Source organism: Alteromonas sp. AWQ4_252 (genome assembly GCF_056158205.1).
The window spans coordinates 218,202-236,473 of record NZ_JBSWSV010000001.1 but is presented as its reverse complement, the minus strand read 5'-3'; the positions used below and the strand labels follow the sequence as shown (position 1 = coordinate 236,473).

Annotated in this window: 18 protein-coding genes; 12 read left to right on the top strand and 6 right to left on the bottom strand. The window is 47.6% G+C overall.

The features are described from left to right. The first annotated feature begins 144 nt into the window (after positions 1-144). Positions 145-1,533, top strand: coding sequence for a replicative DNA helicase (gene dnaB, locus ACXACM_RS01075; RefSeq protein ID WP_474819207.1), 1,389 nt, complete (start codon positions 145-147; stop codon positions 1,531-1,533). Between the two features lie 70 nt (positions 1,534-1,603). Here dnaB and ACXACM_RS01070 read toward each other — a convergent pair whose 3' ends face one another. The 5 genes from ACXACM_RS01070 to rsd all read right to left on the bottom strand — a co-directional run bounded on the left by ACXACM_RS01070 (position 1,604) and on the right by rsd (position 4,723). After that, complete coding sequence (locus ACXACM_RS01070) at positions 1,604-2,734, bottom strand: OmpA family protein (protein WP_474819205.1); 1,131 nt, start codon at positions 2,732-2,734, stop codon at positions 1,604-1,606. A 108-nt stretch (positions 2,735-2,842) separates the two neighbouring features. Beyond that, positions 2,843-3,277, bottom strand: a complete 435-nt coding sequence (locus ACXACM_RS01065; protein ID WP_474819204.1) for a secondary thiamine-phosphate synthase enzyme YjbQ — start codon at positions 3,275-3,277, stop codon at positions 2,843-2,845. Continuing rightward, positions 3,267-3,731, bottom strand: a complete 465-nt coding sequence (locus ACXACM_RS01060; protein ID WP_474819203.1) for a chemotaxis protein CheX — start codon at positions 3,729-3,731, stop codon at positions 3,267-3,269. Before ACXACM_RS01060 ends, ACXACM_RS01065 begins: the two co-directional genes overlap by 11 nt. Beyond that, positions 3,721-4,194 carry a transcriptional repressor gene (locus ACXACM_RS01055; RefSeq protein ID WP_474819201.1) on the bottom strand — a complete coding sequence of 158 codons (474 nt, stop codon included), beginning with the start codon at positions 4,192-4,194 and terminating at the stop codon, positions 3,721-3,723. Before ACXACM_RS01055 ends, ACXACM_RS01060 begins: the two co-directional genes overlap by 11 nt. Positions 4,195-4,252: 58 nt before the next feature. Continuing rightward, positions 4,253-4,723: a sigma D regulator gene (gene rsd / locus ACXACM_RS01050; RefSeq protein WP_474819200.1), complete on the bottom strand. Its 471-nt coding sequence runs from the start codon at positions 4,721-4,723 to the stop codon at positions 4,253-4,255. Positions 4,724-4,872: 149 nt separating this feature from the next. On the opposite strand from rsd, the gene nudC reads away from it, so the two are divergent. Further along, positions 4,873-5,706 carry an NAD(+) diphosphatase gene (gene nudC, locus ACXACM_RS01045; protein WP_474819199.1) on the top strand — a complete coding sequence of 278 codons (834 nt, stop codon included), beginning with the start codon at positions 4,873-4,875 and terminating at the stop codon, positions 5,704-5,706. A gap of 235 nt (positions 5,707-5,941) precedes the next feature. Beyond that, positions 5,942-7,036 (top strand): uroporphyrinogen decarboxylase, encoded by a 1,095-nt coding sequence (gene hemE, locus ACXACM_RS01040; protein ID WP_474819197.1) that lies wholly within the window; start codon positions 5,942-5,944, stop codon positions 7,034-7,036. A gap of 40 nt (positions 7,037-7,076) precedes the next feature. On the opposite strand, the gene queG is transcribed toward hemE, so the two are convergent. Then, on the bottom strand, positions 7,077-8,216 hold the full coding sequence (queG, locus tag ACXACM_RS01035; RefSeq protein WP_474819195.1) for a tRNA epoxyqueuosine(34) reductase QueG: 1,140 nt from the start codon (positions 8,214-8,216) through the stop codon (positions 7,077-7,079). A gap of 6 nt (positions 8,217-8,222) precedes the next feature. On the opposite strand from queG, the gene ACXACM_RS01030 reads away from it, so the two are divergent. From ACXACM_RS01030 to hflC, 9 genes are all read left to right on the top strand, one after another. Continuing rightward, positions 8,223-9,722, top strand: a complete 1,500-nt coding sequence (locus ACXACM_RS01030; protein WP_474819194.1) for an NAD(P)H-hydrate dehydratase — start codon at positions 8,223-8,225, stop codon at positions 9,720-9,722. 32 nt (positions 9,723-9,754) lie between these two features. Continuing rightward, the gene (tsaE, locus tag ACXACM_RS01025; protein ID WP_474819193.1) at positions 9,755-10,234 is read left to right on the top strand and encodes a tRNA (adenosine(37)-N6)-threonylcarbamoyltransferase complex ATPase subunit type 1 TsaE; all 480 of its coding nucleotides are present in this window, start codon (positions 9,755-9,757) and stop codon (positions 10,232-10,234) included. Between the two features lie 66 nt (positions 10,235-10,300). After that, complete coding sequence (locus tag ACXACM_RS01020; RefSeq protein WP_474819191.1) at positions 10,301-11,635, top strand: N-acetylmuramoyl-L-alanine amidase; 1,335 nt, start codon at positions 10,301-10,303, stop codon at positions 11,633-11,635. Between the two features lie 28 nt (positions 11,636-11,663). Next, positions 11,664-13,415, top strand: coding sequence for a DNA mismatch repair endonuclease MutL (mutL, locus tag ACXACM_RS01015; RefSeq protein ID WP_474819190.1), 1,752 nt, complete (start codon positions 11,664-11,666; stop codon positions 13,413-13,415). Next, positions 13,412-14,341, top strand: coding sequence for a tRNA (adenosine(37)-N6)-dimethylallyltransferase MiaA (gene miaA, locus ACXACM_RS01010; protein ID WP_474819189.1), 930 nt, complete (start codon positions 13,412-13,414; stop codon positions 14,339-14,341). The genes mutL and miaA overlap by 4 nt, the downstream gene beginning before the upstream one ends. A gap of 79 nt (positions 14,342-14,420) precedes the next feature. Beyond that, positions 14,421-14,675, top strand: a complete 255-nt coding sequence (hfq, locus tag ACXACM_RS01005) for an RNA chaperone Hfq (protein ID WP_216027147.1) — start codon at positions 14,421-14,423, stop codon at positions 14,673-14,675. Positions 14,676-14,692: 17 nt separating this feature from the next. Continuing rightward, positions 14,693-15,982, top strand: a complete 1,290-nt coding sequence (gene hflX / locus ACXACM_RS01000) for a ribosome rescue GTPase HflX (RefSeq protein WP_474819187.1) — start codon at positions 14,693-14,695, stop codon at positions 15,980-15,982. 65 nt (positions 15,983-16,047) lie between these two features. Then, entirely contained in the window at positions 16,048-17,199 is a 1,152-nt protein-coding gene (gene hflK / locus ACXACM_RS00995) for an FtsH protease activity modulator HflK (RefSeq protein WP_474819186.1), read from the top strand. A gap of 3 nt (positions 17,200-17,202) precedes the next feature. Further along, positions 17,203-18,087, top strand: coding sequence for a protease modulator HflC (gene hflC, locus ACXACM_RS00990; RefSeq protein WP_474819185.1), 885 nt, complete (start codon positions 17,203-17,205; stop codon positions 18,085-18,087). The last annotated feature ends 185 nt before the right edge of the window (positions 18,088-18,272 follow it).

The window sequence follows — 18,272 nt, the reverse complement described above, 5'->3', positions numbered from 1 at the left end:
TTCTTTTTTTATTGGCTAAGTTCCTGCTATCACAACAATTTATCCCTGTACTAATCACTTCAGTTCAACAGGCCTAATCAGTAGCATTGCAATTTAGCGCAATTCGGGGAAAATATCAGATCCCTTGGATCCGGATATGTCATCGTGAAAGCTGTTTCATCCTCAAAAGACAAAAACATCGAGAAGCTGAAAGTCCCACCTCACAGCATTGAAGCCGAACAGGCTGTGCTGGGCAGTATGCTTATCGACCCTGATAGTTGGGACAAAGTGGGTGAACTGGTAACCGACAGTGATTTTTATAATCATTCTCATCAGGTGATATTTAAGGTGGTACTGGAGTTGTTAAGCAAAAGCCAGCCCATCGACCTTATCACCGTATCGGAAGCGCTGGAACACCGCAATGAATTAGAAGATGCCGGCGGATTTGCTTACCTTGCTGAGTTAGCTAAGAACACACCGAGTTCCGCTAATGTGACTTCTTATGCAAAGATTGTGAGTGAGCGCGCAATTACGCGGGAGCTTATCGGCGTGGCCCACGAGATAGCCGAAGTAGGGTATAACCCGGAAGGGCGGGACAGTGCCGATATTCTTGATATGGCCGAAAGTAAGGTTTTCGAAATAGCGGAAAAGCGCACCGGTGAAAATGAAGGTCCCCGTGATGTAGATTCGGTGCTGGATAAAACCATTAAGCGACTTGAAGCGCTCATTCAGACCAGTAAAGATGTCACAGGTGTCACCACAGGCTTTACTGACTTAGATGATAAAACCAGTGGTTTGCAACCTTCCGATTTGATCATTGTTGCTGCCCGGCCTTCCATGGGTAAAACCACGTTTGCTATGAATCTGTGTGAAAACGCCATGATGGCGGAAGAGAAACCAGTGCTGGTTTTCAGCCTGGAGATGCCTTCCGAACAAATCATGATGCGTATGCTGGCATCCCTTAGTCGGGTAGACCAAACCCGCATTAAAACGGCAAAGCTTGACGATCAGGAGTGGGCCAGGGTGTCAAACACCATGGCTATGCTAAAAGAAAAAGATAATTTGTTTATTGATGACTCGTCCGGACTCACTCCCATGGATGTGCGTTCAAGGGCTCGTAAATTGGCCAGAGAGCGTGGTGGTATCAGCATGATCATGGTGGATTACCTGCAGCTCATGCGGGTACCTTCATTAAGCGATAACCGTACGTTAGAAATTGCTGAGATATCGCGGTCATTGAAGGCCCTGGCAAAAGAGCTGGAAGTGCCTGTAGTGGCTTTGTCTCAGCTAAACCGTAGTCTTGAACAACGTGCTGACAAACGGCCTGTTAACTCAGACTTGAGGGAATCTGGTTCTATCGAGCAGGATGCCGACTTGATCATGTTTATTTACCGTGATGAGGTGTATCACGAGAACAGTGAATACAAAGGCATTGCAGAAATTATAATTGGTAAACAGAGGAATGGACCGATTGGTACCAGTCGTCTGACTTTCCAAGGGCAATTTTCTCGTTTCGATAATTACGCAGGCCCAGCATTCGACGATGAATACTAAGGGAAAGTGAAAGATATAAAAAAGGCGCCTTTTATAGAGGCGCCTTTTTGGATTTCAAGCTCGCGTTAAATTAACGCTTTTCCGGTACTTCTACAATTGCAGATACACGGATTGAAATACGACGGTTCAGACGGTTGGCTTCAGCAGAGCTACCTTCCATCAACAAGTCAGATTCACCGAAGCCTTCAGTAGACAGGCGTGATTCATCGATACCGTATTCGTTAACCAGTACATCTTTAAATGCTTCTGCACGACGCTTAGATAAGTCCATGTTGTAAGACTCTGAACCAGGTGCAGATGCGTGACCTTCAATTACAGCTGTAGTTTTGCCATAGCGTTTGAAGAAGGCTACGAAATCCTGAATGTCTTCAGAGCGTGGCTCTCTTACCTCAGCACTTTCGTTGGCGAAAAGTACGCGCAACGTGTGAGATACTTCTTCTTTATCAAACACAGTACAGCCGTCTGCATCTACTTTGTCGTTCATAGGCGTGTCTGGGCACATATCTTTGCTATCTGCTACGCCGTCTTTGTCAGCGTCAGCAATAACCGCACAACCTTTTGCATCTACAGTCGTGCCAGCAGGTGTACTGGGGCACTGATCCATGCTGTTCAATACGCCGTCGTTGTCGTTGTCTCCATCTACTACAGGAGCAGGCTTGGTGTAAGTAGATTTAGGCGATTGGCCGATAGGGAAAGCAAAACCGACTTTAACGCTGTAATCGTAGTATGAATCATCGAAATCACGGTATGCAGCAATCTCTGTAGTGATTTTAACGTCGTCGCTTAAATCCCAGTGTTTACCAATACCAATGTTTGCCAGGTTGTAGTTTTCGTCCAAAATTTGACGTTTAACACCACCAAACAGGTACCACATGTCGTCTGGCATAAAGTAAACAGCATCTACGCCGAACATGTGACCAGAAACGCTGTCGTTTGAACCTAACTGTTGCGTGTAGTCGAGGTCAAGTGCGGTGTATTCACCACGAACAGCCCAGCTCTCGTCGAAGCGCCAGCCATATTCGAAACCAAAACCAGCACCATCGTCAGTAACGTCTGGCCCGGGCTTTTCCGCGCTCGCATTGTAGTACATGCCGTGCAAGCCTAACCAGCTATCGAACGGTTTGTTTTCTTCCTGCGCTGCCACTTGTGATGAAGTGATAACAGCGAGAGCTAATGCTGTAAACCTAAATGTTTTTTTCATTTCCACATCCTGTATAACGTTGAGTGATTCTTTTAATCAATGGATGATACCGCTAAGCACTATATGTGCCAATTATCAATAAGGCGTAAAATTGAGGAATGCGAGATTTTACCGCCAAAGTCCTTGTATCGTAGCCACGATACGCCGATTACCACCATAATTGCGATGTTCAGCCAATATTATACCTTGCCATGTACCCATTTGTAACTGACCATTTTTGATCGGAATCGTTACCTCACACCCCAAAAGACTTGCTTTGATGTGCGCCGGCATATCGTCAGCGCCTTCATAGGTATGTGTAAAATATGCAGTATCTTCATGAACAGTATGGTTAAACCAGGCTTCCAGATCACTTCGCACGGAAGGATCAGCATTTTCGTTCACAGTTAAGCTGGCGCTGGTGTGTTGCAGCCACAAGTGCAGCTGGCCTATGGAAACCTCAGAAAGAACGGGCAGTTTACTGATGACATGGTCGGTAATAATATGAAAACCCCGCTTGAAAGCGGGGAGTGTGATTGTTTCTTGATGCCAGTTACTTGTCAAAGCAAATTTCCATGTGTGCGAGGCCTTCGTCACACATAAATGGCATGATAAGTTTTGAGCCATCTACCTGATGGCTGATAGTGTGTTGTTTTCCAGACACTACGATTGGGGTAGCCATACCAAACTCAAAGCCTTTCTCAGCCAGATCCCGTTTTGCATTACCGCAAATCATATTGGTTACTTCACCTACCATGTCTCCCACTTCAGCATCCAGCTTTTCCGGACGCTCTCCCACCATGCGCTCCATGATGGTCAGCGCGAGGCTTTCGTCGAAGGTTATAGACATCGACCCTTTTACCTGAGGGCCCACCATTCCAATGAGGCCAGACACGTCACCCTGTGCAACATCACTCTGCTTTCTCTTTGGTTTACCGGGCTTAAGCTGTGTTTGTGCCATCGTTTCCATGACATTCAACAAACCACTGATAAACGGATTGACAAACTCAACATTCATGTTTCACTTCCTCAACGGCGCTATTTTCTGCGTCCTGGCATTCAGAACACAAACCATGGGCTTCTATTGTCTGTTTTGACACTTTAAAACCTTTCATTTTAGCCTGACTTTCCAGCGTTTCCCGTAAGCCTTCTGATTGTATTTCAGCTACATCACCACAACTGTCGCAAATTAGAAACTGTACTGGATGATGACAATCAAAATGGTGGCATGCAACAAACGCATTGGTCGATTCAAGCCTGTGTATAAAACCAAATTCTAGCAAAAAATCCAACGCGCGATAAACCGTAGCGGGTTTAGCACTCGATTCTGTCAGTTTAAGTTCATCCAGCAGTTCATAAGCCCCCATTGGCCCGTGCTTTCCCAACAAGATGTCATAGACTTTCTCCCTCAATGGGGTGAATCTTGCACCGCGCTGTTCACTATAGGCGCGGGCTTTATTAATAAGTGTAGTTCTATTCATTAACATTACCGGCAAACTTCATTTTATTAGTTGTGATGTAGGCATAAAGATGGCTGAATCAGGCCTCAAACGTATTGCTGGGCGTAAGTTTATGATCATACATATGCTGAATAAGCGCGTCTTCAAGAGCAAACCTTTGTTCAAGCTCTTCTCCTACCTTCGCAAGTTCTCTGTCAAATGATGTGGCCTGGCTCTCGGTGAATGATTCACTGAACTTATCGGAGAAAGCAAGGATATTATCTGTGGTTTCGCTTATTTCAGGGTAAGTTTTATGCCTTAGTTGCTCACCATCGTCATCCCCTTCAGTGAGCATATCATAAATTTCAAAATGACCTGCGGAGCAGTAGTCGAGCAATAATGTGCAAAACTCACTGATGTCGCTGGCATTGGGGAGACTGGCGTTTTGGGGAGCTAAACCGGCAAGTGCACAGTATTGCACTAACAGCTGTTGCCTGGCTTTTAACCAGGTATCGATGGTTTCTGAGTGTCCGCCCCATCTCTCTTTCGCCTGTTGCAACTTGTTAAGCATGTTGTGTCTCACTGGTTTTCCCCGTGTAGTGTTCAGTATAACACCGGCTCACACCTTAACAATGCATACCGGTGTCTTGCTATCATATTTACTGATAATTTTCCCGTGTGGCGTTATTATAGGCAGCTATTAACTGGAGAAAGCCGTTCATGATCACTGTAGTGTCTGACAATCGTCTAATGTCCACCGACGCCTTATGGGTGGTGTTCAGCCGCGACAAACTATTGGTTCCTGCTACTGGAAATGCTTTGTTTTCCGGTTCCTGGCGGCAATTGCACTTTTTACATCACTATGCGACATCTGTGGTTGAACTGCCTCCTCTATCACCAGAGCATGTGTTGCATCAACCTGTTTTCCTTTTAGATTTAGGCGCTGAAGCGCCTGAGCACGGTGAGTGGGAACTGGTGTCTATGCGGAGTATGCTTGCGGCGGGTAGCGAAGCGCAATTCAGTGTACTGGCACGAGCCTGGCAATATGTTTACTTTTTGCGTACCCATCAATTTTGTGGTCAATGCGGATCGCGCACAGAGCAGGTTGACTGGGAAATGGCTGTACAGTGCCATGTGTGTAAGCACCGGGCTTACCCGCGTATTTCTCCCTGTATCATAGTGGCGATTTATCGTGACAATCAGTTACTGCTGGCAAAAGGGGTGCGTCACAAAGACACTAACATGTATTCGACACTGGCTGGATTTGTAGAAAGTGGGGAAAGTCTTGAACAAGCAGTTCACCGAGAAGTGGAAGAAGAAGTTGGGGTCAAAGTCAAAAATTTAACTTACTACGATAGCCAGCCTTGGCCGTTTCCTCATTCGCTAATGATGGGATATTTGGCTGAGTATGACAGTGGAGACATCGTGCCTCAAGAAGGTGAAATCGTAGACGCTCAGTGGTTTGATATGGATGCGCTGCCGGTAATACCGCCAAAGCTTTCTATTGCGGGGCGATTAATTGAAGCGGCAATTTCTCAATTTGGCCCTAAATAAAAAACCCCGCAGAGCGGGGTTTCAGGAAAGTATCACGGTCCCTAATGAGGGCTTCTTTGTATAACTATATTTTTAACAACGACGGCGAGGGCATGCAAGACCAAGGTCTTATACTTTCGTCTAGTTTTTATGGGTTGGCCCGCATTTTTGACTATTTCTTGACGCAGTTGCCGTTCATGTTGATAAATCTTGTTATACTGCCGCCAATTTTTAACTCTAGCTATTGAGGATTTACATGACGACAAATCAGTCATCAGTTGAGCGTCCTGCGCTGAAAAACGACCGCTACTTGCGTGCGTTATTAAAACAACCTGTTGATATGACTCCGGTGTGGATGATGCGCCAAGCCGGGCGTTATTTGCCTGAATATAAGGCAACTCGCGCCGAGGCAGGTGATTTCATGTCTTTGTGTAAAAATGCTGAACTGGCTTGTGAAGTTACGCTTCAGCCTTTGCGTCGTTTTCCATTGGACGCAGCCATTCTTTTTTCGGATATCTTAACCATACCTGATGCAATGGGCCTAGGTTTGTACTTCGAAGCTGGAGAAGGGCCTCGTTTTAGTCATCCGATTCAATCTAAAGCTGATGTAGACAAAATTGGCATACCTGATCCAGAGGGTGAACTACAATACGTCATGAATGCAGTGCGCACCATCCGTCGGGAACTCAAAGGCGAGGTTCCTCTGATTGGCTTTTCCGGCAGCCCCTGGACGCTGGCGACTTATATGGTTGAAGGTGGGTCGAGTAAAGCGTTCACCAAGATTAAGAAAATGGCTTTCGCGGAGCCGGCTACACTGCATCTGTTACTTGAAAAGCTGGCTGATTCCGTAACGTCATATTTGAATGCGCAGATAGAAGCTGGTGCACAATCAGTGATGATCTTCGATACCTGGGGAGGTGTGCTGTCACCCAGGGATTACAAAGCCTTTTCGTTGCAATACATGGCTCGTATTGTTGATGGCCTCAAGCGTGAGAATGAGGGGCGCCGGGTACCAGTGACGCTGTTCACCAAAAATGGTGGTATGTGGCTGGAAGCTATTGCTGACACTGGTTGCGATGCAGTGGGACTTGATTGGACTATTGACATAGCAGATGCAAAAGCCAGGGTGGGGGATAAGGTAGCGCTACAGGGTAATATGGACCCATCTATGTTATACGCACCACCTGCTCGCATTGAAGAAGAGGTTGCTACTATTCTGGCTGGCTTTGGTGAAGGCAGTGGTCACGTTTTTAACTTAGGACATGGCATTCACCTGGATGTGCCCCCTGAGCACGCCGGTGTATTTGTTGAAGCCGTGCACAAGTTCAGTCGTCAGTACCACAACCGATAAAAGCGTGCCACAGGCAACACATGCCTGTGGCTGGTTTTTCTCAGGCATCCCGAGGCAGGCCTTTTTCGATTACTCTGATGAGACGCTGTTGCTGTCTGTCCTGGCCATTGCTGTCTGACTTCTTACGTTGTTGAGTCAGCGCCCAGTCAATGTGTTCTTGTACCAGCGCTGAAACCTGTCCATTGCGCTGCTCAAGTGCCGATGTTATTGATTTATCGGGTTTGGCGTTACCCATTGCGACTGCAATATTGCGCAACCAACGCTCGTGTCCGATACGGCGAATTGCAGATCCTTCGGTATTCTTCAGAAATGTCTCTTCATCCCATAAAAACAAAGTTTCTAAACGCTGTCCGTGCAAGACGTTGCGCGGCGTAAAGTCTGTTTCTTTAGTGACGGACGCATACCTGTTCCATGGACATACCAACTGGCAGTCGTCACATCCGTAAATGCGATTTCCCATAAGCGGACGAAGCGCTTCGGGTATAGGGCCGCTGTTTTCTATGGTCAGATAAGAGATGCACTTTCTGGCATCCACGGTGTAAGGCGCGACAATGGCGTTAGTTGGACAAATTGTGAGGCAGGCCGTGCAGCTCCCACACCCTTCCTCTATCGGCTCGTCAGTGGGCAGGGGTAAATTAATAAATAACTCACCGAGGAAAAACCAGGAACCAGCCTCACGACTCAGGGTTAATGAATGCTTCCCCGTCCAGCCCGTGCCAGCTTTTTCTGCGATAGCATGTTCAAGCACGGGCGCAGAATCAACGAAGGGGCGATAGACGGTATCCGCCGTTGCTTCGGCAATTTTTTGTCCCAGCTTTTTTAAACGATTTCGCAATAACTTGTGATAGTCACGGCCTAAGGCATAGCGTGAAATATAGCCAATACTGCTGTCTTTGAGGTGTTTGGCAAACGAGGCATCGGGCGGAAGGTAATCCATGCGAACACTGATAACGCGGAGTGTTCCCGGCACAAGCTCAGCAGGCCTGGCGCGTTTCATGCCATGGGCGGCCATGTAGTCCATGTTGCCGTGATAGCCGTTCTCGAGCCATTGGCTGAGCAGTGCTTCATGCTGACTGAGATCAATATCGCTGATGCCAACGTGCTGAAAGCCTAGCGCACGGCCCCAAGCCTTGATATCGTTTGTTAATCTTTTGAGATCGATTGAATACAACGCGGACATGAAACCATGCTAGATTCTAAACACGCTACAAGCTTACCACATAAACTCTATCGGGCCGAACAGGTAAGGGAAAACGAGGAGGAAGCTGCTAAAAACAGTGGCTGTGACCTCTATACTCTGATGGAGCGAGCTGGTGAAGCAGTGTTTAAACAGTGTCAGAATTTGCTGCCCAATACCGATGTGTACCTGGTTATTGTTGGCCAGGGTAACAACGCCGGTGACGGTTACGTAGCGGCGTTAACGGCTAAGCACGCCGGAAAGCAGGTATTGGTAACCGCCGTTGAGCCCCATCGAATCTTGCAAGGAGATGCAGGTGAAGCACAAAAGCGCTGGCTGGAAGCTGGCGGTAAAATAGACGTGTTTAAACCCGCACTTCTAGACAAAGCTGACCTTGTCGTTGATGCCATGCTGGGAACGGGGATCACCAGTTATATCAGAAACGAGTTTGCTGACATTATCGACGCCCTGAACGATCACAGTGTGCCTGTGGTTAGTGTCGACGTGCCATCGGGGTTGGACGCCAACACCGGTCAGTCACTCGGGCGGTGCGTCCAGGCTGACGTGACAGTTACGTTCGTAGGAATAAAGCCGGGCTTAACCACAGGGGCTGGCAAGCAATCCTGTGGCAAGCTGGTGTTTGAGGATTTAGGTATAGGCAAAGCATTTTCTGCGCTAGCACGTTCCTCTGCCAGTTTGCTTGATATTGAGCAGTTTCGCGGTATGGGGCCGCGGGATGTTCACAGTCACAAAGGTACCTATGGCAGGCTTTTGTGCGTGGGTGGAAATAAGGGAACGGCAGGGGCAATTCGCTTAAGTGGTGAAGCGGCATTGAGAAGCGGATCCGGAATGGTTCGGGTATTCACCCACGAGCAGTCGATCATTCAGGTGAGTGCCGGGCGTCCGGAGTTGATGGTAACGTCGGATAATCTGGAAGACGCACTTAATTGGGCATCTTGCGTAGTGATTGGTCCGGGGTTGGGGCAGGACGAATGGGCAGAAGACGTATTTACCACAGTCATGAAACATTGCCAGACCCACCCGAAACCCATGGTTATTGACGCTGATGCTTTAAATTTGTTGAGTCGCCAAGCCACCGCTTACACAATTAATGACTGCATTTTAACACCCCATTCAGGTGAAGCGGCGCGGTTACTCGGCGTATCTGTGGACGATGTTGAAGCGGAGCGGTTTAATTACGTGCGTCAGTGCGCGCAGCGGTATCATGCCACTTCTGTTTTAAAAGGTGCGGGAACCATCATTGATAATGAACGGTCTACATGGGTGTGCAAACACGGCAACCCGGGTATGGCAACAGCTGGCAGTGGTGATGTGCTAAGTGGTATTTGTGGCGCCTTGCTCGCCCAGGGGCTGTCCCGGGATATTGCCGCGAAATACGCAGTAACCATACACGCCAAAGCGGGTGATGATTTGGCTGATTTGTACGGTCAGCGTGGTATGATTGCCAGTGATTTGTTCGACGCGGTAAGGGCGTTGATAAACCAGTAAATACGAGTAGCTTTCTTTGTGTAGTAAAAAATATGCCAGCTGAAACATTACAATTTCTTTCTGACTCCGTTGAGGACACTCAGGCCATTGCGGTCAAGCTGGCCCAAGAGGTCAAAGCCACCTTGCCTGAGCGAGTAGTGATTTATCTTCAGGGCGATTTAGGGGCCGGTAAAACGACATTCAGTCGTTATTTCGTTCAGCAACTTGGTCACACTGGTAACGTGAAAAGCCCGACTTATACGTTAATTGAACCTTATGAGCTGGATGATCTCACTGTCTATCACTTCGACCTCTACCGTCTGGCCGACCCTGAAGAATTAGAGTTTATGGGTATCCGGGATTATTTCAGGGATAACGTGATATGCCTGGTTGAGTGGCCTCAGAAAGGTGCTGAATTCTTGGCAACTGCTGATTTAGTGATTAATATTACATCAACCGGTGATGACAGAGTATTCAATGTAACGGCCATGTCTGACCGGGGTAGCCAGATAATATCGGCCTTGCCGAAATAATAATGAAGATACCGGCCATAACACGAATAATAAGAACGACGATTAAAAAGAGGTTACAGGGTTAGTATGTTGCGCTTAATTGTCACCACATTATGTCTTTGGTGTTTAACAGACGTTGTGTGGGCACAAAACCAGATTAATGGTGTCAGAGCCGCGCCATCTGGTGACAAAACTCGCCTGGTGCTGGATCTGACCTCAGCGCCCGAGTACACCTATTTCTCCCTTTCAAACCCTCACAGGTTGGTGATTGATCTGGCCGACACACGAGACGATCAAAATCTGTCTGGTGCGGATATCAGCGGAAGTTTAGTAAAAAAAGTCAGATATTCTACTCCTAAGAATGGGAATTCTGCGCGCATTGTGGTGGAATTAGCTCGCAAAGCTGAGCCTTCGTTATTTCCTGTGGAACCCGACGGACCCTTTGGGCACCGCTTAGTGGTGGACTTACTCGATTCCGCTCCACCTTTGCCCCTACCTGCAGCTTCTCCGACGGTTGTTCTGAATACCGACAATAACAGTAGAGACAGAGATATCATCGTAGCTATTGATGCCGGACACGGTGGTAAAGATCCAGGGTCCATTGGCCGTGCCGGTACTTACGAAAAACACATTACCCTAAGTATTGCCAAATATTTAGAGGACATGGTGAATGCTGAACCGGGCATGCGGGCGGTAATGACGCGTAGTGGCGATTATTCAGTGGCATTAAATACGCGCCCTGAGATTGCCCGTAAAAGCAAAGCCGACTTGCTTATATCCATTCACGCTGATGCATTCACCGCGCCGGGGCCCAGAGGAGGGTCTGTGTGGGTGCTTTCTATGCGCCGCGCAGACACAGAGCTAGGCCGCTGGCTGGAAAGAACAGAACGACATTCAGAGTTACTTGGCGGCGCTGCCGAAGTCATTTCCGATAATGCCAGTGAACGCTATCTTGCTGAAACCATTTTGGGGTTGTCTATGGATCATTCCATGTCTACCAGCTATGACCTCAGCCAAAAAGTAATAAAAGAAATGCGCGGGGTGACAAAAATGCACAAGTCTTCCCCACAGGCTGCTAGTCTGGCTGTGCTCACCGCGCCAGATATTCCATCTATTTTGGTCGAAACGGGTTTTATTAGTAATCCTCAGGAAGAAAAGAACCTGAATTGGAGCACTTATCGCAAGCGACTGGCGACCTCTATGTTTGAAGCAATTAAAAGTTATTTCAGGCAGGTTCCCCCGGATGGTACGTTATGGGCCAGTCAAAAAGCACTGAATCGACAGCATAAAGTCCGTAGTGGTGAGTCTTTGTCCTTGCTGGCTCAACGCTATAATGTCAAAATCAGCAGTATCAAAAGAGCCAATAATTTAAATGGCGATACCGTACGAATTGGTCAGGTGCTGACCATCCCCAGAACCTGAAACACATCTACTATTAGCAGGATTTCACTTGCCTATACAGCTACTCCCACCGCAGTTAGCAAATCAGATCGCAGCTGGCGAAGTGGTGGAACGTCCGGCCTCCGTGGTTAAAGAACTGATTGAAAACAGTTTAGATGCAGGGGCCACTAAAATTGAACTGGATATTGAAAAAGGTGGCCACAAACGAATCCGCATACGAGACAACGGCAGTGGTATCAGTCAGGACGAACTCACACTTGCGCTGAGTCGTCATGCCACCAGTAAAATCACGTCGTTGGACGATCTCGAACAAATTCTATCCCTGGGCTTTCGTGGTGAGGCTCTGGCCAGCATAAGTTCGGTCAGCAGGCTTACCCTGACTTCTAAACCCTCTGCGCAGGAGCAGGCTTGGCAAGCTCACTGTGAAGGACGGGATATGGAAGTGAAAGTCAATCCCGCCGCGCATCCCGATGGTACTACTATCGACGTTGCAGACCTTTTTTATAATACGCCAGCCAGACGCAAATTTCTGCGCACTGAGAAAACTGAATTCCAGCATATCGAAGATGTGGTGCGCCGAATTGCTTTAAGTCACTCAAACGTGAGTTTTATTCTGAAGCATAACGGTAAAGTAGTAAGACGATACATGACTTCTGGCTCTGACCCCCTTTCACAGCGCATTGGTGCGGTAATGGGGCAAAAGTTTTTGAACAGTGCCCTGCATGTGGTAACAGAAACTCATGGAATGAAAATTGAAGCGTGGCTGGGCGATGAAAGCATGTTGCGCAGTAGTACCGATTGCCAGTTTAGCTTTGTGAATGGCAGAGGAATGCGGGATAAGCTCATTTTACATGCCATTCGACAGGCGTATGAGAGTGTATGGGGTGTACTAGAGCAACCCTCGTTTGTGGTGTATCTGTGTGTGCCGCCAAAGGACGTTGACGTGAACGTTCATCCGGCCAAACATGAAGTGCGTTTTCAGCAGAGCCGCCTGGTTCATGATTTCATCTGTAAAGCCGTGGCCGATGCATTGTCAGAGGGTAACGATGAAGACAATGGACATTATGCTGAACCAAGCCATGACTACATCAGGCCATTGAGACAAGAACCATCTGATATGACTCCTGCCAGCTTATCGGCACCGACGGGGGGGAATAGCTACCAGTCTGGCGCTCAAAAGCGCACTGAGCCCAGTTTTGGCCGCTCTTCGGGGTCGCCTGGGCCTTCGACTCGCCATTTAACTGGTGCAGTGGCAGAGCAATACAGCGCATTAATGTCAGCAGATCGTTTTGATCCAGCTACGACTGATGTCCAGTATTTAACCTTAAATGAATATGTAAGACTTTACCGGCATAAAAATGCATGTTGGCTTTTTGATATAACGACTATACTTTCACAATGGGTGCACAAGCAGGTGTGTCAGGCAAGTACGTCGCAGCCTTTGTTAATGCCGGTTTCCGTTGCGGCGGAGGGTTCTGGTGACAGGGTGGCTGATGTGCTCACAGCACATCATTTTTCCGTGAAAAAAGTAGCCGGGAAATACTTACTTCAACAAGTGCCCGCTGGGTGCAGGCATTTTCCGTGGGTGAAATGGTTTCCGGAAATGCTCTCATCAGGCCAGAACACATTAGAAGATGTGGTAAATTCTCTTTCATCAGGGGTTGAGTTACCCGGAGATATCCGAGCGGCATTGTGGGATGACCTATCCCAGCGCTCACAAAGTGAGCTGCTCACGACTTTGACACAATTTGGGCAAGAAAAGCCAATGGATGCTATCCTGAAAGGCTGGGGGCGTTTATGACTATAACGTCTTCTCGGCCGGTGGTGAGTATTATGGGGCCTACGGCTTCAGGAAAAACGGGGCTGGCCCTGGCGTTGGCGGAAACGACACCTTGCGAAATTATCAGTGTGGACTCAGCGCTGATTTACCGGGGAATGGACATTGGTACTGCTAAGCCAACCCGGCAAGAATTGGCGGCCGTGCCCCATTGGCTTATTGATATACGGGATCCGGCAGAAGCTTATTCCGTCGCAGAGTTTCGGCAAGACGTCTTAAAGTGTATTGAAGAAATACACGGCCGTAACAAATTACCTGTATTGGCTGGTGGTACGATGATGTACTTCAATGCCTTGATAAAAGGTATTTCGCCCTTACCTCGGTCTGACGAGGCGGTACGTGCCCAGATAAATCTCGAAGCGGCCTCTTCTGGGTGGCAGGTGTTACATGATGAGTTGATGCGGGTTGATCCTGTGAGTGCCGGGAGAATTCATCCCAACGATCCTCAGCGCCTGACGAGAGCATTGGAAGTTTATAGAGCCACGGGGCGTACGTTGACTTCCTGGCAGGCTGAAAAAGGTGAACCTTGTCCTTATGACATCACACAGTTTGCCATAGCGCCTGCTGATAGGTCGGTGTTACACGAGCGCATAGCGCAACGATTTGACGCCATGCTGGAAGCGGGTTTTATTGAAGAAGTAAAAACGTTGTACGCACGGGGCGATTTACATGAAGACTTGCCGGCCGTACGTTCGGTTGGTTACAGACAGGCATGGCAATACCTGGCTGGAGAAATCGACTATGCAGAAATGCGTGAGAGGGGTATCATAGCTACTCGCCAATTGGCAAAAAGACAGTTGACCTGGCTGAGAGGTTGGCCCTCACTCCACTGGCTGGACACGTTTGATAACAATAATTTGGCAAAAATTTTGTCGAAACTCACACTTTGATTTTTGAGTGTGTTATACATTAGGCGCGGTGGCATGCTATTTGGCATGTCATAGAAATAATAAAAATTAAGGATTTCAGATGGCTAAAGGGCAATCACTACAAGACCCATTTTTGAATGCGTTGAGAAAAGAACGTATACCTGTTTCCATTTATCTCGTGAATGGAATAAAACTTCAGGGGCAAGTAGAATCATTTGACCAGTTCGTGATTTTACTTAAAAACACAGTTAGTCAGATGGTGTATAAACACGCTATCTCTACAGTGGTGCCATCTCGTGCGATCACCATGCCCAGTTCAACCCAAGGGGATTCTGAAAATACTAAAAGTGAATAATACAAAAGGTACGTTGCTTGTTTGACCGTTATGAAGCCGGTGAACAGGCTGTTCTTGTTCATGTAAACTTTGCTGATGAAAACAGCAAGGAAGATTTGGCCGAGTTGGAATTACTTGTGTCTTCAGCAGGTGTAAATGCGGTAGACGTATTAACAACGTCGCGTAGTGCGCCTCATGCCAAGTATTTTGTTGGTTCCGGTAAAGCTGAAGAGATCGCCTCCGCAGTAAGAGCGCATGAAGCGAATGTCGTCATATTCAACCATGCGCTGTCTCCTTCTCAGGAGCGGAATCTCGAATCTATCTGTAAGTGTCGGGTTCTAGACAGAACAGGCCTTATTTTGGATATTTTTGCGCAGCGAGCTCGTACCCACGAGGGTAAGCTACAAGTCGAACTCGCGCAATTAAGACACATTTCTACACGCCTTATTCGTGGCTGGACTCACCTTGAAAGACAAAAAGGTGGTATAGGCTTGCGTGGTCCTGGTGAAACTCAGTTGGAAACAGACCGTCGTCTTCTCAGAGGGCGGATCAAGGCCATCCTACGCCGTTTAGAAAAGGTGCAGAAACAACGGGAGCAGGGCCGGCGCTCCAGAAAGCGGGCGGAAATTCCCACCGTTTCCCTGGTCGGCTATACCAATGCTGGTAAATCCACACTTTTTAACACCATTACTGATGCCCATGTGTATGCAGCTGACCAACTGTTTGCTACGCTCGATCCTACGCTCAGAAAAATTGAGCTTAAAGATGCCGGACCGGCTATTTTAGCAGATACGGTTGGTTTTATTCGTCACTTGCCCCATGATCTAGTAGCGGCTTTTAAAGCGACCCTACAGGAAACACAGGAAGCAGACTTACTGCTTCACGTGGTAGATATTGCTGAAGCCAATTATCGTGAAACCATGGATGAAGTGAACGAGGTATTGGAAGAAATTGAAGCCGACGACATTCAACAATTAATAATCTGTAACAAGATTGATAAACTGGATGATGTTCCACCGCGTATTGAAAGAAACGAGGAAGGTATACCTACTCGTGTTTGGCTGTCTGCGCACTCAGGTGAGGGTGTGGAGTTACTGAGTCAGGCGTTAACTGAGTGCCTTGGCAAGAGCATGGTGAGTTATACCTTACGTATTCCTCCTGCACACAGTAAACTACGTGGTGTTTTGTATGAGTTAAACTGTATTTCCAGTGAGCAGTACGATGCCGATGGAGACTGGGTTGTTGACGTTAAAATGCCAACCGCTGACTGGAACCGCCTGGAAAAGCGGTTAGACAGTGGTTTATCTGGCTATGTCGTACACCATTAATGTCTGTGATAACGGCGATGAAAAGATTTTCTAATTAAATTAATAACCTCTTATGGAGTATCAGCATGGCTTGGAATGAGCCGGGTGGCAAAAATAATGACCCGTGGAAAAATCGCGGTGGCCGTGATGAAGGGCCACCTGATTTGGATGATGTATTCAAAAAACTGTTTGGCAAATTCGGTAAAATGGGTGGTGGTAATGGTGGCTCAGGCAAAAGTCTTGGCACCGTGGGCATTGCCGTCATCGCAACATTGCTGATTGTCGTTTGGGTAGTCAGTGGTTTTTACACCATCCGTGAATCTGAGCGCGGTGTCGTGCTGCGGTTTGGTGAGTATTCCAAACAGGTAGAGCCGGGCTTGCGATGGAAACCAACATTTATCGACACCGTTATTCCTGTGGACGTAACTTCTATTCGGGATCAGGCGTCAAGCGGTTCCATGCTTACCGAAGATGAGAACGTAGTTCGGGTGCAAATGGAAATGCAGTTTCGTGTTGTTGACCCTTACCGTTGGACTTTTGCCGTCACCAGTCCAGAGCTTAGTTTGAGCCAGGCTTTAGACAGTGCGATCCGTTACGTTGTCGGGCACTCCCAAATGGATGATGTTCTGACAGATGGCCGTGAGGTGACCCGTCAACGAGTTTGGGAAGAGCTGCAAGCTATTCTTGAACCTTATGATTTAGGCGTTGTTATCACCGATATGAACTTCCGTGACGCTCGTCCGCCTGAAGAAGTGAAAGACGCATTTGATGATGCAATTGCGGCTCAGGAAGATGAACAACGTTTCATTCGAGAAGCAGAAGCCTATGCCAGAGAAATAGAGCCTCGTGCCCGTGGTCAGGTTAACCGCATGAACGAAGAAGCACAGGCTTATAAAGAACGCGTCATTCTGGAAGCCCAGGGTGAAGTGGCGCGCTTCTCTGAATTGCTGCCTCAGTTTGAAGCTGCACCGCAGGTGACCCGCGATCGGATCTATATTGAGACCATGGAAGCTGTTCTGGGCAATACCAGTAAAATCCTGGTAGACAGTGAAGGTGGCAACAACATGTTGTATCTGCCATTGGATAAAATAATGGAACAGCGTAGCGCAAACACGCAAAGCCGGAACAATGCTACCTCGTATCAGAGTGCGCCTATGTCGACATCCGGTGATTCGTCACGCGGTACCAGCACGAGCTCTGGAATCCGCGACAGTCGATTTAGAGATGGAGGGCAATAAGTCATGAAGAATCTATTAATTGCAGTTGTTGTGCTGTTTGCCATTCTCTTATCTGGTTCTCTATTCGTGGTATCGGAAGGTGAACGGGCTATCGTTATTCAGTTTGGTAAAGTTCAGCGGGACGATGCCACTGGTGAAACCCGGGTTTTTGCTCCAGGTTTGCATTTTAAATATCCGCTTATCGATACGGTCAGACGTTTAGATGCGCGTATACAAACACTGGACGATGCGCCGGACCGGTTTGTGACAGCTGAGAAAAAAGACTTGATCGTGGATTCGTATGTTAAATGGAAAATTAATGACTTCGCGAAGTACTACCTGGCTACTCAAGGTGGGAACAAGCTCCAGGCTGAAGCCTTGCTTAAGCAGAAGGTAAACAACGGATTGCGTTCAGAATTTGGTACCCGCACAATTTCACAGATTGTTTCTGGTGAGCGTTCTGCGCTTATGAACCAGGCGATGGAGCAAGCGAGTGATTCGTCAAGCGAGTTGGGTATTCAAATTGTTGATGTTCGCGTTAAGCAAATCAACCTGCCTAATGAAGTCAGTAACGCTATTTTCCAGCGTATGCGCGCTGAACGTGCAGCAGTGGCTCGTGAACACCGCTCTGAAGGTCAGGAACAAGCTGAAGTAATTCGCGCAGATATTGACGCTAAAGTAACGGTAATGCAGGCGGATGCGGAGCGAAATGCTCGCCAGGTTCGTGGTGAAGGGGATGCACTGGCAGCTCAAATTTATGCTAACACATACGCGAAAAACCCTGAGTTTTACAGCTTCCTTCGAAGTATGGATGCTTACCGCAAGAGCTTTAGTAATAAAGAAGATGTCATGGTGCTCGGCCCGGATGGCGAATTCTTTAAGTACCTGAACAATGCTTCAGGCAAATAATTTCTACCTTTGAAAAAACCCGCGACATCGCGGGTTTTTTTATATCACTTAAATCTGCTTGTTTTTTATAGTCAAAAAGTATGGAAAATCGCCGATTTGCTGCCTTGTTGCTGCTAGAAGATACAATCTCCGTTATACTATCGCCGATTATAAAATGTGACGACACAAGAAGTGTTGCACCATAA

Excerpts from the sequence above, each read along its gene's own strand:
- ACXACM_RS01070 (WP_474819205.1), bottom strand. The coding sequence starts at position 2,734 with ATGAAAAAAACATTTAGGTTTACAGCATTAGCTCTCGCTGTTATCACT.
- ACXACM_RS01060 (WP_474819203.1), bottom strand. The coding sequence starts at position 3,731 with ATGAATGTTGAGTTTGTCAATCCGTTTATCAGTGGTTTGTTGAATGTC.
- ACXACM_RS01055 (WP_474819201.1), bottom strand. The coding sequence starts at position 4,194 with ATGAATAGAACTACACTTATTAATAAAGCCCGCGCCTATAGTGAACAG.
- rsd (WP_474819200.1), bottom strand. The coding sequence starts at position 4,723 with ATGCTTAACAAGTTGCAACAGGCGAAAGAGAGATGGGGCGGACACTCA.
- nudC (WP_474819199.1), top strand. The coding sequence starts at position 4,873 with ATGATCACTGTAGTGTCTGACAATCGTCTAATGTCCACCGACGCCTTA.
- hemE (WP_474819197.1), top strand. The coding sequence starts at position 5,942 with ATGACGACAAATCAGTCATCAGTTGAGCGTCCTGCGCTGAAAAACGAC.
- queG (WP_474819195.1), bottom strand. The coding sequence starts at position 8,216 with ATGTCCGCGTTGTATTCAATCGATCTCAAAAGATTAACAAACGATATC.
- ACXACM_RS01030 (WP_474819194.1), top strand. The coding sequence starts at position 8,223 with ATGCTAGATTCTAAACACGCTACAAGCTTACCACATAAACTCTATCGG.
- tsaE (WP_474819193.1), top strand. The coding sequence starts at position 9,755 with ATGCCAGCTGAAACATTACAATTTCTTTCTGACTCCGTTGAGGACACT.
- ACXACM_RS01020 (WP_474819191.1), top strand. The coding sequence starts at position 10,301 with ATGTTGCGCTTAATTGTCACCACATTATGTCTTTGGTGTTTAACAGAC.
- miaA (WP_474819189.1), top strand. The coding sequence starts at position 13,412 with ATGACTATAACGTCTTCTCGGCCGGTGGTGAGTATTATGGGGCCTACG.
- hfq (WP_216027147.1), top strand. The coding sequence starts at position 14,421 with ATGGCTAAAGGGCAATCACTACAAGACCCATTTTTGAATGCGTTGAGA.
- hflK (WP_474819186.1), top strand. The coding sequence starts at position 16,048 with ATGGCTTGGAATGAGCCGGGTGGCAAAAATAATGACCCGTGGAAAAAT.
- hflC (WP_474819185.1), top strand. The coding sequence starts at position 17,203 with ATGAAGAATCTATTAATTGCAGTTGTTGTGCTGTTTGCCATTCTCTTA.